Origin of the sequence: Azonexus hydrophilus (assembly GCF_001956855.1) — a bacterium.
Lineage (GTDB): Bacteria > Pseudomonadota > Gammaproteobacteria > Burkholderiales > Rhodocyclaceae > Azonexus > Azonexus hydrophilus_A.
Map to the genome: position 1 here is coordinate 97,634 of NZ_MTHD01000004.1, position 16,010 is coordinate 113,643.

General features: G+C 66.4%; 8 protein-coding genes and 1 pseudogene. 4 read left to right on the top strand and 5 right to left on the bottom strand.

All coding sequences use genetic code 11. The annotated features are described in order from the left end of the window. The first annotated feature begins 74 nt into the window (after positions 1-74). Genes BJN45_RS11770 through BJN45_RS11780 form a run of 3 tightly spaced genes read left to right on the top strand, consistent with a single transcriptional unit; the run spans position 75 to position 7,475 of the window. Complete coding sequence (locus BJN45_RS11770) at positions 75-2,141, top strand: site-specific recombinase (RefSeq protein ID WP_083651254.1); 2,067 nt, start codon at positions 75-77, stop codon at positions 2,139-2,141. Further along, positions 2,141-3,817 (top strand): autotransporter assembly complex protein TamA, encoded by a 1,677-nt coding sequence (locus BJN45_RS11775; protein WP_076095469.1) that lies wholly within the window; start codon positions 2,141-2,143, stop codon positions 3,815-3,817. Before BJN45_RS11770 ends, BJN45_RS11775 begins: the two co-directional genes overlap by 1 nt. Position 3,818: 1 nt before the next feature. Then, positions 3,819-7,475: a translocation/assembly module TamB domain-containing protein gene (locus BJN45_RS11780; RefSeq protein ID WP_076095471.1), complete on the top strand. Its 3,657-nt coding sequence runs from the start codon at positions 3,819-3,821 to the stop codon at positions 7,473-7,475. Here the strand turns inward: BJN45_RS11780 and BJN45_RS11785 are convergent. The 5 genes and pseudogenes from BJN45_RS11785 to BJN45_RS11805 all read right to left on the bottom strand — a co-directional run bounded on the left by BJN45_RS11785 (position 7,426) and on the right by BJN45_RS11805 (position 15,219). Beyond that, positions 7,426-8,643 (bottom strand): cation:proton antiporter, encoded by a 1,218-nt coding sequence (locus BJN45_RS11785; protein ID WP_076095473.1) that lies wholly within the window; start codon positions 8,641-8,643, stop codon positions 7,426-7,428. The two genes, BJN45_RS11780 and BJN45_RS11785, sit on opposite strands and share 50 nt — an antisense overlap. Beyond that, positions 8,640-11,732: an efflux RND transporter permease subunit gene (locus BJN45_RS11790; protein WP_076095475.1), complete on the bottom strand. Its 3,093-nt coding sequence runs from the start codon at positions 11,730-11,732 to the stop codon at positions 8,640-8,642. The genes BJN45_RS11785 and BJN45_RS11790 overlap by 4 nt, the downstream gene beginning before the upstream one ends. After that, entirely contained in the window at positions 11,729-12,865 is a 1,137-nt protein-coding gene (locus tag BJN45_RS11795; protein WP_076095478.1) for an efflux RND transporter periplasmic adaptor subunit, read from the bottom strand. Before BJN45_RS11795 ends, BJN45_RS11790 begins: the two co-directional genes overlap by 4 nt. Before the next feature lie 71 nt (positions 12,866-12,936). Next, a pseudogene (locus BJN45_RS11800) lies at positions 12,937-14,550 on the bottom strand (acyl CoA:acetate/3-ketoacid CoA transferase); the annotation flags it as partial. An 84-nt stretch (positions 14,551-14,634) separates the two neighbouring features. After that, positions 14,635-15,219: a CBS domain-containing protein gene (locus BJN45_RS11805; RefSeq protein ID WP_083651294.1), complete on the bottom strand. Its 585-nt coding sequence runs from the start codon at positions 15,217-15,219 to the stop codon at positions 14,635-14,637. Between the two features lie 216 nt (positions 15,220-15,435). Between BJN45_RS11805 and BJN45_RS11810 the strand changes: the two genes are divergently transcribed. Then, positions 15,436-16,005, top strand: a complete 570-nt coding sequence (locus tag BJN45_RS11810) for a DUF2062 domain-containing protein (protein ID WP_076095482.1) — start codon at positions 15,436-15,438, stop codon at positions 16,003-16,005. The last annotated feature ends 5 nt before the right edge of the window (positions 16,006-16,010 follow it).

Below are 16,010 nucleotides of genomic sequence, written 5' to 3' on the forward strand. Positions count from 1 at the left end.
GGATATTTCGTTTTAACGGGATATCATGGCATTACTGCAACTAGACGGCTGCCACGACTGCCGCGTGACCCCCATTGAAAACAGCACTCGTTCGATTGATCCGCCGCTTCGGCAGACAACAGGCCAGCAGCGAGCAGCGCCTGCATCAGGCGCTTGACGGTTTTCTCAACCCCGATTCCTGCGAACTGGAACTGCTGCGCCGCCTGATCGCCGCGTTGCGTCCGGCCGATGCCGGCGACGAAGCCTGCAACCAGCGTTATGCGCTGATGCTCGAACGCCTGGAACAGGATGCCGAACTGCGCGCCGGCTTCCGCCATCACGTCATCCACTTCATCGGCAGTCGTCGCCTGCTCACCTTCTTCACCGACAGCGGCATCTTGCCCGGCACCGGTTTTTTTTCCGAATGGTGGCGCATCCTCGGCAACCGCATCCTGCCCGAAGTCCCTGACGAGCGGCGGATGAAGGATTGCCTGCACCTGATTTTCGACCAGCGCGACGACTGGCGCTGGCTGGAAGCCGTTCCCGCCGAACTGTCGCATCGCTTCTGGGAAATTCTGGCGCCGCCCGAAACCTTCCGCGAAATGGATCGCCGCGGCGTTCAGGAGCAGATGCTCGACGCCGTGCTATTGCTGGCCCACCGGGTCAGCGGCCTCGGTGTCGAAGGTGAGCTGATGCGCGCCTCGCCCAATCTCGACGACGATTCGCCACGCTTCATCGCCCTGTCGGCCGAAGCACTTGAGTTCGTCGGCAGCTTTCGCGCCGGTCTTGACGGCGACGAGACGCGCTTCGACAAGGGCGACCAGTTGCTGGTCATCGTCGCCCAGTGCCAGGACACGCTGAACCGGATCCGCAAGCGAGCACTCACCATCGGCACCAGCCTTCATCTTTCCTACCTTCTGACGCGCAGCGAACAGAGCCTGAGACGCATCACCGAGTTGGTCTCCATCCTCACCGCCGGCTTGCGGTCGACCCCGCACGACGTGGCGATTCGCGACTGGTCGACCTTCTCGCGCGCAGTATTCCTCGCTGAAAACCGCCGCCACAGCCTGTCGCATTACCTGCAGCAACTGTCGGGCGTGCTCGCCGTCCGGGTCACCGAAAACGCCGCACGCTCCGGCGAACACTACATTTGTGAAACGCGCGCCGACTATGGCCGGATGTGGCGTTCGGCCGCCGGCGCCGGCGTGCTGATCGGCCTCATGGCGCTGCTCAAGATCAAGGCCGCGGCACTGCAGGCGCCGCTGTTTGTCGAAGCCTTCATGTTCAGCATGATCTACGGCCTCGGCTTCGTCGCCATTTTCCTGCTCGGTTTCACCGTCGCCACCAAACAGCCTGCGATGACTGCACAGACGCTGGCCGGCCTGCTCGGCGACCTGAAGCCGACGCGCAGCGCCGACCTCGACCGCATCGCCGATGTCGCCGCGGCGGTCAGCCGCAGCCAACTGGCGGCCATCGGTGGCAATGTCATGGTCGCACTGCCGGTCGCCATCCTCGTCGGCTTCGTGCTCTCGCTGCTGTTCGGCCAGCCACTGATCGGCATGGAAAAAGCCGTACACCTGATGGCCGACCTCGATCCGCTGTCCTGGGCAATCCCTCATGCCGCCATCGCCGGCTTCTACCTGTTCATCTCCGGCCTGATCAGCGGCTATTTCGACAACCGTGCCGCCTACGCCAGCATCGGCCCGCGCATCGCCCGCCTGCGCTGGCTGCAGCGCCTGGCCGGCAAAAATCGCGCGAAGCGCATCGGCAGCCATATCGAAGACCGGCTGGGCGGCATCATGGGGAATTTCCTGTTCGGCTGCATGCTCGGCTCGACCGGCATGATCGGCACACTGCTCGGCCTGCCGCTGGATATCCGGCACATCGCCTTCTCCTCGGCCAATCTCGGCTACGCGCTGACCGGCTTCGAGTTCGCCATCGCCTGGCAGGCCATGCTGTGGGGCGCGCTCGGCGTCGCCCTGATCGGCCTGACCAATCTCGGCGTCAGTTTCGCCCTCGCCCTGCGCACGGCCATGGGCGCCCGACGCATCGAGTTCGCTCACTGGGGGCCCTTGCTGGCCGCACTGTGGCGACGCTTCCGTCAGCACCCGCGCAGTTTCCTGCTTCCCCCCCGCCCATCCGCGGAGAACGGAAGCGCCTGATGCGCCCGAGCGCCTGCCTGGTCGCGCTGCTGTCTGCCGGCATGGCCATGCCGGCGACGGCGCAGTTGCGCATCGATGCGCCAGCGGCAATCGTCGCCCGGATCGCCCCGCACTTGCCCGCCAACGCCAGCCAGCAGCGCGTTGAAGCGCTGGCCGGGCAGATCCTGGCGACCGAGGGCTATTTCTCGCCCGCCTTCGCTTTTGCCGAGGATGAAGCCGGGCTGCAACTGAAAATCGACAGCGGCCCGCGCACCTTGATCGGCAACGTCGATGTTGCGGTCGACGGCCCGGTAAACGAAAAAACCCGCGCTGACCTGATCGCCGGCTGGCGACTGCCGGTCGGCCAGCCGTTCCGCCAGGACGACTGGAACGCCGCCAAGCAACAGGTGCTGGCCGAACTGCTGGCGGTCGAGCATGCAGCGGCCCGGCTGGTCGACAGCCAGGCCGAGATCGACACCGAAACCAGCCGGGCGGCCCTGCACGCCCGTTACGACGGCGGGCCGCGCTACCGTTTCGGGGCGCTGCAGGTCGACGGTCTGCATCGCTACACGCCGGCGCTGATCGCGCGCTACAACCGCAGCGTCCGCCCCGGTGACCCTTACCGCTCAGAAAGCCTGCAAACTTTGATCAGCAACCTGCAGGCGACGCCTTATTTCGCCAACGTTCGCGCCGAACTCGATACGGCGGCCGCAGAAATGGCCGATGACGGCAGCGCCGTTGCGCCGGTCCGCCTGCGCGTGCGCGAACGCCCGGGACACCGTGCCGGCTTCGGTGCCGGTTTCAGTTCCAACACCGGCGCCCGGGTCGAGGCCAACTACAACACGCCGGATTTTTTCGGTCAGGCCTGGGAATTCGACACCGGTCTGCGCCTCGAGCAGAAACGCCAGACCCTTTACGCCGACATCCTGCTGCCACCGGATGGCGGACAACGTCGGCACAGCATCGGCGTCGTTTCGGAAACCAGCGATATCGAAAAGCTGAAGACCGAGCGCCACGCTCTCGGCATCCAGAGCGTGCAGCAGCGCGGCAGCGTCGAGCAGCGGCTGTCGCTGAACTGGCAGCGCGAACGGCGAACGCCCGAAGGCAGCGAAATAGTGACCAGCCGGGCCCTGGTGCCCAATGTGATGTGGACCTGGCGTCAGGTGGACAATCTGCTCGACCCGCGCGCCGGCACCGTCCTCCAGTTGAGCGTCGGCGGCGGTGCAACGGCCGCCCTGTCCGACCAGAATTTCCTGCGCCTGCACGGTCGCGTGCAGCATTACCTGCCGGTCGGCGAGCGCGACACGCTGGCGCTGCGCGCCGAACTCGGCCGCACTTTTGCCGATTCGCGCCTGCGCATTCCGCAGGATTACCTGTTCCGCACCGGCGGCACCGGTTCGGTCCGTGGCTACGCCTACCAGAGTCTGGGCATCAAGGAGGGCGAAGCCACCGTCGGCGGCCGTTACCTCGCTGTCGGCAGCGTCGAATACACGCACTGGCTGAACGACACCTGGGGCGTCGCCACCTTCATCGATGCCGGCGATGCCGTCGACGAACTGCGCGATGCGCGGCTCGCCGTCGGCTACGGCTTAGGCGTCCGCTGGCGCAGCCCGGCCGGACCGATTGGCGCCGACCTGGCCTACGGCGAGCGTGAACGCCAACTTCACCTGCATTTTTCCCTGGCCATTCCCTTCTGACATGCGCCGCCTCACTATTTTCCTAGCCATCTTCATCACTCTGACCGGCGGCCTGCTGTTCTGGCTGCTCGACAGCAGCAGCGGCCTGCAAACCCTCGCCCGCGTGGCCGGCAGCGCCAGCGGCGGCCGTTTGCAGATCACCGCCGCCGACGGTCGTCTGGCCGGACCGCTCAGCATCGGCGAACTGCGCTGGCAGGATGAAGGCATGCAGGTCGGCGTGCAGGCGATCCGTCTCGACTGGTCGCCGCGCGCCCTGTTCGACGGCCGGCTGCACATCGCCGAACTGACGCTGGGCGAGCTGCGCATCGATGTCGCCGCCAGCGACGAAGCTGCAGTCGTCCCCACCGACCTGCAACTGCCGTTTGCGGTCGACATCGAAAAACTGGAAATTTCCGCGCTGCACTACGGCGAGCAGCAAATCGCCAGCGCGCTGAGCGGGCGTTTTGCCAGCGACGGCCGGCAGCACCGGCTGACCGATTTTCGCGGCCACAGCGCCGACGTCGCCGTGCATGGCCAGGCCAGCCTCGACGGCGCCACCCCCTTCCCGCTCGCCGCCAGTTTCGAGTTGCAGGGACAGCTCGACGACCGACCGCTGGCCGTTGCCACCCAGGCCAACGGGCCACTTGAACGCATCGGCATCGACATCACCGCCCGGGCCGGCATCGAAGGCAGCGCGCAACTGCTGTTGACGCCTTTTGCCCCAACACCCTTCGCCGACGCGCAAATCCACCTGCGCAACATCGACCCGGCCGCCTGGCAGGCCGGCCTGCCAAGTGCCCTGATCGATGTTGACGCTGACGTCACCCCGGCCGGCGCCGGTGTGAGTGCCCGCTTTCAACTCGCCAACCGCCAGCCCGGCCCGATCGACAGACAGGCCCTGCCGTTCACCCATTTCACCGGCACCGTCGACTGGCATGACGGCCAGCTGGCGCTGCCGACGCTGCATGCCGCGCTGGCCGGCAACGGCACGCTTGCCGGCCAGGGGCGCTGGCAGGGCGACAGCGCCACCGGCAAGCTGCTGCTCGAACTGACCGCTGAGAAACTCGACGCCATCCGCCTGCACTCGCAACTGCGGCCGACGCAACTGGCCGGCACGATCAACGCCAGCATCGCCCGCGACCACCAGCAACTGGCCGTCGACCTCAAGGACCGGCGCTTTGCCATCCGCGGCGAAGCCAGCCATGCAAATGCTGCGGTCGACCTGCAAAAACTGGAAATTTCCGCCAGCGACGCCAGCCTGCAGGCCAGCGGCAAGCTGCAACTGGACGAACTGAAGTTCACCCTGGACGCAAAACTTCAGCGCTTCGACCCGAGCCGTTTCGCCCAGGTCCCGGCGGCCCGGATCAACGCGACGATTCAGGCCAGCGGCCAGTTGCAGGACAAACCGCAGGTCGACGCCAGCTTCGAACTGAACGACAGCCTGTTCGCCAAACAGCCGATGAGCGGTCAGGGACAACTGAAACTCGCCTGGCCGACCATCCCGTCCATCGCCATCCGGCTCGCACTCGGCGACAACCATCTCGACGCCAGCGGCGCTTTTGGCAAGCCGGGCGACCGGCTGCTGCTCGTCATCGACGCACCGAAACTGGAACCCTTCGGCGGCGAAGGCGGCATTGCCGGGCGCATCGAACTGGCCGGCAGCCTCGCCCAGCCGCAACTGGTCGCCGACCTGCAGGCCGCCACGCTGGGCATTCCCGGCGCTTTCCGCTTGCGTGGCCTGAAACTCGCCGCACAACTGGCCGAAGCCGCCGAGGCGCCGCTGCATCTCGACCTTGCCCTCGACCACCTGGAATCGGCTGCGCACATCCGCCTGGCCAGCAAACTCAAGCTGAGCGCCAGCGGCAATCGGCGCCAGCACCGGCTGCAACTGGACGGACTGCTGGCCGAGAACGAGCGGCTGCACGCAGTCGCCGAAGGCGGTCTCGACGCCAGCGGCTTCAACACCGGGGGCTGGCAGGGCAAACTGAGCGAATGGCAGATCGTCGCCCCGGCACCGGCGCGTAACCTCCGGCTGCTGACCCCGGCGCCGGTACGCCTGAGCAGTACCGGCTGGCAGATCGGCCCGCTGCAACTGGCCGGCGACCCGCTGGACTGGAAAGCCACCATCGACGCCAGCAGCCAGGACAACCGCCTGAGTCTGAACCTGCGCGCCGAAGGCTCCCGCGTCGGCCGGGTCAGCGGCCAGTTGACCGCAGCCATGGCCGGCCCCTGGCAACTGGCCGGCAACCAGGCCTGGCAGGGTCGCGCCGACGCGGCCATTGCCGACATCGGCTGGCTGGGCGAGCTGATCGGCGAAGGTTGGCACAGCGCCGGCCAGGTCGACGCTCAGTTGCAACTGACCGGCACACCGGACCAGCCGCTGCTCGACGGCACATTGCGCGGCCGCCAGTTGAGCCTGCGCATCGCCGACCAGGGCATGGCGCTGACCGACGGCGAGCTTGCCGCCGACATCAGCAACAACCTGCTCAGCGTCCGCCGCCTGGCCTTCACCAGCCAGCGCCAGCCGATGCCGCGCCCGCTGCGACTGGCGCTGGGGACCGCCGCAGCGCGCCTGGAGCAGCCGGGCAAACTGGAAATATCGGGCGAAATGCGCGTCGACCGCGATCAACCGGCCGGCCTGGCCGCCCTCGACATCCGCCTCGACCGCGTCGGTATCTGGCAACGCCCGGACCAGTGGGTCAGCCTGTCCGGCCAGGGCAAGCTGAACTGGCAGCAGGACGCACTCGGCATCAACGGCCAGCTCGCGATCGATGCCGCTTTCTGGCAGTTGGCGGACAGCGGCGCACCGCGGCTGTCCGACGACGTCGTCATCCGCCGCCCCGGCGAAGCCAAAACGACGCCTCTGCGGCCGAAGCTGGAACTCGACGTCAATGCCGACTTCGGTCGCCATTTCCTTTTCGAAGGCGCCGGCCTGAGTACCCGCCTGGCCGGCCAGATCCGCCTCAGCGCCAGCGGCCGCGACCTGCCGCGCGCCAGCGGCACGATCCGCACCCGCGATGGCCGCTTCGAAGCCTACGGTCAGCAACTGCAGATCGAACGCGGCATCCTCACCTTCCAGGGCCTGCCCGACAATCCGGTGCTCGACGTCCGCGCCGTACGCAAGGGACTGGCTGTCGAACCCGGCGTCCAGCTGTCCGGCACGGCGCAAAAACCGGTGATCCGCCTGATCTCCGACCCCGACCTGCCGGATGCCGAAAAGTTGTCCTGGCTGATTCTCGGCCACGGTCAGGAGAGCATGGGCGCCGGCGACGCCAGCGTGCTGCTGTCGGCCGCCGGCGGCCTGCTCGGCAACGATGCGGGCAACGTCGTGCAGCAGTTGAAGCAGACCTTCGGCATCGACGAGTTCGGTGTCCGCCAGGGCAGTTTGGACGGTAGCGGCAGCCGCCAGCCGAGCAGCCGCGTCGCCGGCAGCAGCATCGATACGACGGCGGTTACCGGCAACCAGATCCTCAGCATCGGCAAGCGCCTGTCGTCGAACGCGACGCTCAGTTACGAACAGTCGCTGGGCACCGCCGAAAGCATCGTCAAGCTGTCGATCGCGCTGACCCGTGAGATTTCACTGATCGGCCGCGCCGGCAGCGACAACGCCCTCGATCTTTTCTATACGATCACCTGGGGTCTTCCACCGCGTCGGGAACGACAGCGCGCAGTGCCTTGACCGGCAGTTCGAAGCGCCGCTGGGCAATCAGGATCAGCGCTGCCGAGACCAGCACGACAATGAGCACGGTACCGCCAACCCAGTCCGGCACCGGCACGACCATGCGTGCGGTCAGGTAGAGCAGCACGGTGATCAGACCGCGCGGCGCCAGCCACAGCAGTGGCGAGCCGAGTTCGCCGCCGAACACCCGGAGCAACGCCGAGCGCGACGTATAAATGATGAACAGCACGACCCCAGCCCCCAGCCAGGCCTTCGGCATCAGCAGGGTGGCAACGTCGGTCCAGTAGCCGAGCAGGATGAAAAAGAAGCCGCGCACGGCGAAGGTCAACTCAAAAGCGATGGCCTTGAACTCGTTCAGCGTCGTCTCGTAGTTGTCGCTCATCCAGTGGCTGAAGCGCGGAATGCGGGTGATCAGCGTCGGATTGTTGATGGTCAGGCCGAACAACAGCACCATGATCAGCGGCGACAGATGCAGCAGCTTGCCCGCCGCATAGAGTCCGAGCAAGCCGGCCAGCAACGGCAGGAAACGGATCGGCCCCTGGCTGTGCATCAGCACCATGGCTAGGCCGATGGCGCAGATCACCGACAGCACCAGCGAAACCAGCCCGCCGCCAAGCAGGCCTTCGACTACCCCGAGGAAGGAGCCGTCGGAATGGACCAGGGCGAAGAAGACGATGACGCCGAGAATGTCCGACAACGCGCTTTCGTAAACAACGAATTCACGCCCGTGCGCCGGCAGGAACTGGCTGTTCGGAATGGCCACGGCGCTGCTGATGACGGCCACCGGCACGGCGATGACCAGCGCCTTGAACAGCCCGAAGGCGAAGTACATGCTGATCAGTGGCACCAGCAGGACCAGGCAGACAAGAAAACCGAGCAGCGCCATCCACATCGCCGAGCGGGCGGCGTGAATGCGGTCACGCGACAGCGAAATGTCCAGCGATCCTTCGAGCACGATCAGCACCAGGCCGATGGTGCCGATGATCGGGACCATCATGTCCAGCCCGGCCAGCGTCCAGCCGAAGGCGTGCAGGGCCGGTTTGGCCAGCATGCCGGCAGCAATCAGGAAGATCACCGGCGGCATGCGCAACTGCCGGCCAGTCCGTTCGATGGCGAACGCCGCCAGCAGGATCACCGAAGCCAGCAGGATCGATACGTAAACATTCACTCTGCTACCCCACCGTCGGTCGCTGCGTGCTTCGGCGAATGCCGCTTCAACCACTCGACGGCATCGTCTACGTAAGTGAACACCACCGGGATCACCAGCAGGCTGAGGAAGGTCGAGGTGATCAGGCCGCCGATGACGACGATCGCCATCGGCGCGCGGAAGCTCGGATCGGCGCCGATGCCCAGCGCGATCGGCAACATGCCGGCGCCCATTGCCACGGTGGTCATGATGATCGGTCGCGCCCGCTTGCGGCAGGCATCGAGCAGTGCGTGCCAGCGATCGAGCCCCGGGTTGCCGTCGACGCCGCGACGGGCGAGGATGACGTAGTCGATGAGCAGGATCGAGTTCTTGGTGGCAATGCCCATCAGCATGATCAGGCCGATCATCGACGGCATCGACAAGGCCTGCTGCGTGATGAACAGCGCCAGGAAGGCACCGGGCACCGACAGCACCAGCGCTGCCAGGATGGTCACCGGCTGGACGAAGTCCTTGAACAGCAGCACCAGCACGATGTAGATGCACAGCACGCCGGTGGCCATCGCCAGGCCGAAGCTGGCGAACAGCTCGCCCATCGCTTCGGCGTCGCCGACGGTGGTCTGGATGATGCCCGGCGGCAGGTTCTGCAGGCTCGGTTTGGCCAGCACGATCTTCTCGATCTCGCCGAGTGCCTGACCGTTCAGTTCGATCTCGAAATTGATGTTGCGCAGACGGTCGTAGCGGTCGATCTCGGCCGGGCCGCCAGCGATGGCGATATCGGCGACATTGGCCAGTTGCACCGGCCCGTGCTTGCCGGGCACGGTCAACTGGCGCAGCAGGTCGAGGTCGGTGCGCGCCGACTTCGGCAGCTTGACGACGATCGGCACCTGCCGTTGCTGCAGGTTGAGCTTGGCCAGCCCCTGATCGTAATCGCCGGCGGTGGCGATGCGCAGCGTATCGGCAATGGCCGCCGAGGTGATGCCGAGATCGGCCATGCGGGCAAAATCGGGGCGGATCACCAGTTCCGGGCGGACCAGGCTGGCCGTCGAAGTGACGTTGCCGATGCCGGGAATGGCGCGCAGGTCGCGCTCGACCAGTCGCGCATGCGCGGACAGCAGCGGGCCGTCCTCGCTGGCCAGCACGAGCACGTATTTCTCGTTGGCCGACCCGAGGCCGACCTTGATCTGGGCGCCCGGTATTGCGGTCAACGCCTCGCGCAGGTCATTTTCGATGTCCTGCTTGCTGATTCCGGAACGCTCGCCGCGCGGCGTCAGGTTCAGCGTCAGCGTCGCCTTGCGCACCTCGGCCGCACCGGCCGGCGCGAACGGGTCACTGCCGGAAGCACCGCCGCCCAGCGCCGTGTACACCAGCTTGACGTGGCTGTTGGCCTGGACAAGGCGGCGGGCGTGCTCGGCCGTCGCCAGCGTTTCCTCGAACGGCGTGCCGGGCGGCAGCGCGATATGCACCTGGGTCTGCGACAGGTCGTCCGGCGGCAGGAAGCCGGTCGGCAGCAGCGGCACCAGCATGAAGGAACCGACGAAGAACACCGCCGCAGCGAGCAGCGTGATCACCCGGTGGCGCAGGCACCACGCGGCCCAGCCTTCGTACAGCGTCAGCCAGCGCGGCTGGGCGTGGTCGGCAACCGGTTTCAGCAGGTAGGCGGCCATCATTGGCGTCAGCATGCGGGCGACGACCAGCGAGAAGAACACGGCAATGGCTGCGGTCCACCCGAACTGGACGAAGAATTTGCCGGCGACGCCGCTCATGAACGCCGTCGGCAGGAATACCGCGATCAGCGTGAAGGTCGTCGCGATCACCGCCAGGCCGATTTCGTCGGCCGCTTCCATCGCCGCCTGCAGGGGCGGCTTGCCCATGCGCAGGTGGCGCATGATGTTTTCGATTTCGACGATGGCGTCGTCGACCAGGATGCCGACCACCAGCGACATCGACAACAGCGTCACGACATTGAGCGTGAAGCCCATCAATACCATCGCGGCGAAGGTCGGGATGATCGACAGCGGCAGCGCGGTGGCGGCGACGAAGGTGGCGCGGCCGTCGCGCAGGAAGAGCCAGACGACGATGACGGCGAGGATGGCGCCCTCGATCAGCAGCCACATCGAACCTTCGTAATTCTCGATCACCGGATCGACGAAATTGAAGGCCTCGGTGATCTCGATATCGGGATTTTCGGCCCGCAGGCGCGCCAGCACGACAGCCACGGCGTCGGCCACTTCGACCTCGCCGGCGCCGCGACTGCGGGTGATTTCGAAACCGACCACCGGCTTGCCGTTGAGCAGCGCCGCCGTGCGCCGCTCGCCGACGGTGTCGGTGACGCTGGCGATCTGGTCGAGACGGATACGGCGGCCGTCGGAGAGCACGATATCCATCGCCGCCAGTTCGCTCGCCAACTGCACGGTGCCGATCGTGCGCACCGACTGTTCGAGCCCGCCGACATCGGCGCGACCGCCCGAGGCTTCCTGCTGGATCTGGCGCAACTGGCGGGAAATGTCCGCTGCCGTGGCGTTGACCGCAAGCATCCGGGCCGGGTCGAGTTCGACCCGCACTTCGCGCATGACGCCGCCGACGCGGGCCACCGCACCAACACCGCGGGCGCTGAGAATGGCCTTGGTGACGGTATTGTCGACGAACCAGGACAGGGCTTCCTCGTCCATCCGGCTGCTCGCCACGGTATAGGTCAGGATCGGCGCACCGGCGAGGTTCGCCTTCGAGATCACCGGGTCGCGCAGGTCGCCGGGCAGATCGGAGCGGATGCGCGACACTGCGTCGCGCACGTCGTCGACGGCTTCCTGCGTCGGCTTTTCCAGGCGGAATTCGACGGTCACCGTCGCCGTGCCGTCCTGCACCTTGGTATAGATGTGCTTGATCCCCTGCAGCGTCGCCACCGAATTCTCGATCTTGCGCGCCACCTCGGTTTCCATCTGCGCCGGCGCCGCCCCGGGCAGGCTGGCGGTCACCGTCACCATCGGCAGGTCGACGTCCATGAACTGCTGCACCTTCATCACCTTGAAGGCGACGACACCGGCCAGCGTCAGCAGGATGAAGAGCAGGATGGCCGGAATCGGGTTGCGGATCGACCAGGCGGAAACGTTCATTTGGCTGCGCCCGCCGCAGTTTCGCCAACCGCCACGCGGACCAGATCGCCGTCGGCGAGGAAGCCGGCGCCGCTGCCGACGACGCGGGCATCGGCAGCCAACCCGTCGACGATCTCGATCAGCTCGCCGACACGGCGCCCGATGCCGACCTTGCGCTGGCTGACGCGATCATCGGCGGCCAGCTGGTAGACGTAGGCAAAGCCTTCGCGCAGCACCACCGCCGACTGCGGCACGGCCAGCGCCGGGCTGCGCCCGAGTTCGAATTCGCCGCGCGCGAACATGCCGGCGCGGACAGCACCTTCTGCGGTCGACGCCGGCAAATCGACATAAACCAGGCCATTGCGCGTTGCCGGGTCGACACTCGGCGCGACGCTGCGCACCTTGCCCTCGACCGTCCCGCCAGCCGGCGCGATCAGCCGCGCCGTCGCCCCCGGCTGCAGCCGGCCGAGATCGGCCGACGGCACCTCGGCACGCCATTCCAGGCGACCGCCGCGAATCAGCCGGAACAGTTCCTCGCCACCCGCCGTCAGCGAACCGACCGTCGCCGTCCGGGCCGAAATCACCCCGTCATCGGGCGCCAGCACCTGCGTCCGGTCAAGCCGCAACTGCGCCGACTGCAGACGCGCCCGTGCCGCCGCCAGCCGCGCACCGGTCGACTGCTCGGCGGTCTGGTACTGGGTATTCATCTGTTTGCTGTAAAAGCCCTGCGCCTGCAGTTCCTTCGCCCGCTGCGCATTGGCCTGCGCCTCGCTGGTCGCGGCGGTCAGCTCGGCCACCGCTGCCTGCGCTTCGGCCAGTTCGCTGCGCGCCGTTGCCGCATCGAGAAGCGCCAGCAACTGCCCCTTGCGCACGCGGTCACCGACCTGCGCCCGCAGTTCGACGATGCGCACGTTCGCCAGTTCGGCGCCGATCACCGCTTCCTGCCAGGCAACGACGTTGCCGTTGGCGGTCAGCGTCTGCGGCCAGTCGATGGTCTGCGGCGCCACCAGGCTGACCGTCAGGGCCGGGCGGGCGTTTGCCTGGGCGGACTCCGATGGCGCTTCGCGACACCCCGCCAAAGCGACGAAAATCAGCACACAGGCACTGCCGCGCAGCGCGCGGGCGGAAACGGCAAACGGAAACAAAGCATTCATGCGAGACCTGCATCGGCGTCAAAACCTGCCGATGATACCGCGTTGCAGCAATTGCCAGCAGACTATGCCGCCAGGATGTCCGGTCGCAGGTGCATCGGTGCGTCAGCGAAAATGCGTGCATCCATCAGGCGCGGCGCGGTCGGCATCAGCGGCAGGAAATCCATGCGGTCGAGGATGTCGTGCTGCAGGTCCACCCCCGGCGCGATTTCGCTGAGCACCAGGCCAGCCGCCGTCAGCTCGAAAACGCAGCGCTCGGTGATGTACAGCACCGGCGTGCCGCGCTTGACCGCCTGCGGCCCGGAGAAGGTGCGATGCTCGACTTCATTGACGAACTTGCCGGCCGAGCCGTCCTGCAAAATCCGTAGTTTTCCGCCGTCGACCGCAACATCGAGCTTGCCGGCGGTGAAGGTGCCGACGAAGACAACCTTGCGCGCCGATTGCGAAATGTTGATGAAACCGCCGGCGCCGGCCAGTCGCGGACCGAACTTGGAGACGTTGAGATTACCCTCGCAGTCGGCCTGGGCCAGCCCGAGAAAGGCGATGTCCAGCCCGCCGCCATCGTAGAAGTCGAACTGGCTGGGCTGGTCGATGATCGCCTGGGTATTGGTCGCGGCGCCGAAATTCAACCCACCGGCCGGCACGCCGCCGATCACGCCGGGTTCGGCGGTCAGCGTCATCAGGTCGACGATGCCCTCCTCGGCGGCGACATCGGCGACACCTTCCGGCATGCCGATGCCGAGATTGACGATGGCCCCCGGCGTCAGCTCCATCGCCGCGCGGCGGGCGATGATCTTGCGCTCGCTCATCGCCATCGGCTTCAGCGCCGACATCGGCACCTTGATCTCGCCGGCAAAGGCCGGGCTGTACTGCTCGATGAAGGTCTGCATGTGGTATTCCGGCTTCTCGGCGACCACCACGTAGTCGACGAGGATGCCGGGAATCTTCACCTGGCGCGGGTTCAAGGTACCGCGTTCGGCGATGCGCTCGACCTGGGCGATGACAATGCCGCCCGAATTCCTGGCCGCCATCGCGATCGCCAGCGCTTCCAGCGTCAGCGCTTCCTTTTCCATCGTGATGTTGCCGTCCGGATCGGCCGTCGTGCCGCGAATGATGCCGACGTCGATCGGGAAGGCCTTGTAGAACAGGTATTCCTCGCCATCGATTTCCATCAACCGGACGAGGTCGACCGTAGTTTTTTCATTCAGTTTGCCGCCACCGAAACGCGGATCGACGAAAGTCCCCAGGCCGATGCGCGAGATCGTCCCCGGCTTGCCGGCGGCGATGTCGCGAAACAGATGGCTGATCACCCCTTGCGGCAGGTTGTAGGCGGCGATGCGGTTGGCGACCGCCAGTTCCTGCAGGCGCGGCACCAGCCCCCAGTGCCCGCCGATGACGCGCTCGACCAGGCCGTCGTGGCCAAAATGATTGAGCCCGCGTTCCTTGCCATCGCCCTGCCCGGCGGCGTAGACCAGCGTCAGGCCACTCGGGCTGCCCTGGCCGTGGATATCGCTCTCGCGTGCCTCGACGAACCGCTGCTCCAGCGCCACGGCGATGTTCTCGGGAAAACCGATGCCGACGAACCCGCCGGTGGCCACCGTCGCGCCCTCGCCAATATGGGCGACCGCTGCGCGCGCCGAGACGACCTTGCCGGCCGGCAATTTGCTGGAAAGAGTAGCGCTGGACATCGATTCCTCCGGGGACAGGCGAAAAGCACCCATGTTCAGGCAGAGCGCGGCAGCGCGCCACGCTCGTTTACCCTGATCGCCAGCTTAGTTGACCAGCGCCGCCTCGATTTCGGCAAAGGTCCGCGGCAGGTCGAAACCGAGCACCGGCACGCCGAGCGCGCGGCCGATCTGGGTCGCCGAGAACAGGCCACGCACGCGCGGCAAGCCGGTCGCCGGATCGGTGTCCTCGACCAGGATATGCTGGCGGCCGAGCTTTTTCAGCGCATCCAGGATATCGGCGACGCGCACCTTCAGCACATCTTCCAGCGACAGCGTATCGATGTTGCCGATCGGCGTCATCAGGTCGGCCACGGTCAGTTCGTCGCGCTTGCCGCCGCGTCCCTGAACGATCTGCAAGGGCTTCTCGCCGAGAATGTCGCGGGCGGTGATCAGGCCGGCCAGTGCATCGTCCTTGCCAACCACCATCAGCAGGCGCACGCCGCGCGAAATCATCCGCGCATTGGCTTCATTGATCAGTGCGGCAGGCGCGATGCTGACCGCGTTGATCCGGGAAAAATCGGTCATCGCCTCGATTGCCGGCGAATCCGCGGCAATCAGGTTGAAACCGGAAATACACAAAGAAGCATTCGGGGAAAGCTTGTGCGCACGCACGTGGACAGGCAGGGTCATGATGTCTTCCTCCATCAGGAATTATTATTTTGCGGCTTCGGCCGCTTGCTTTGAGAATCCGGATCAAGCCCGGCTTCCTGACGCACAGTATTCAGCGAACATCGCGCCGATGCAAGCGGGGCAAGCGGCCGCTGAAAGACATTTTTTCCAAGCGGCGAAGCGGTATCATTCGTCGCCTTTCCCCCTCGCCCTTCCAGCCCGACCACCACCGCCAACATGAACCGACTTGCCAGCCGCCTGCGTGCCCTCATCCCGACCCGGGAGCAGATCATGGAGAACCGCTGGCTGGCGTGGCTGCGCCCCTTCCTCGCACATCCGCGGCTATGGCACTGGTCGCGCCGCGGCGTTGCCCTCGGGGTCGCAATCGGCGTCTTTTTCGGCCTGCTCATCCCGATCGCCCAGATCCCGTTCTCGGCCGCCGCCGCCGTCCTGCTGCGCGCCAACGTCCCCGCCGCCGCCGCCAGCACGCTGGTCACCAACCCGGTCACCTTCGGCCCGGTGTATTACGCCGCCTACAAACTCGGCGTCTGGATCCATGGCGGCGAAACTGCCGATGCGCCACCCAAACTGGCGCCAGCGGAAGACGGGAACAGCGGCCTCTGGGACCGGGTCAGCAAACTCGGCCTGCCGCTGATCACCGGCCTCGGCATCATGGCCGTGATCTTCGGCCTGGCCAGCTACGCGATCATCAGCGCGGTCTGGTACTGGCGGGTCAAGGCCAGACGCCGGCAGGCAATCCGCTATTACCAGACGAGGAAAGCCGGCAAGACCACAATGCCGGAGTAAAACAG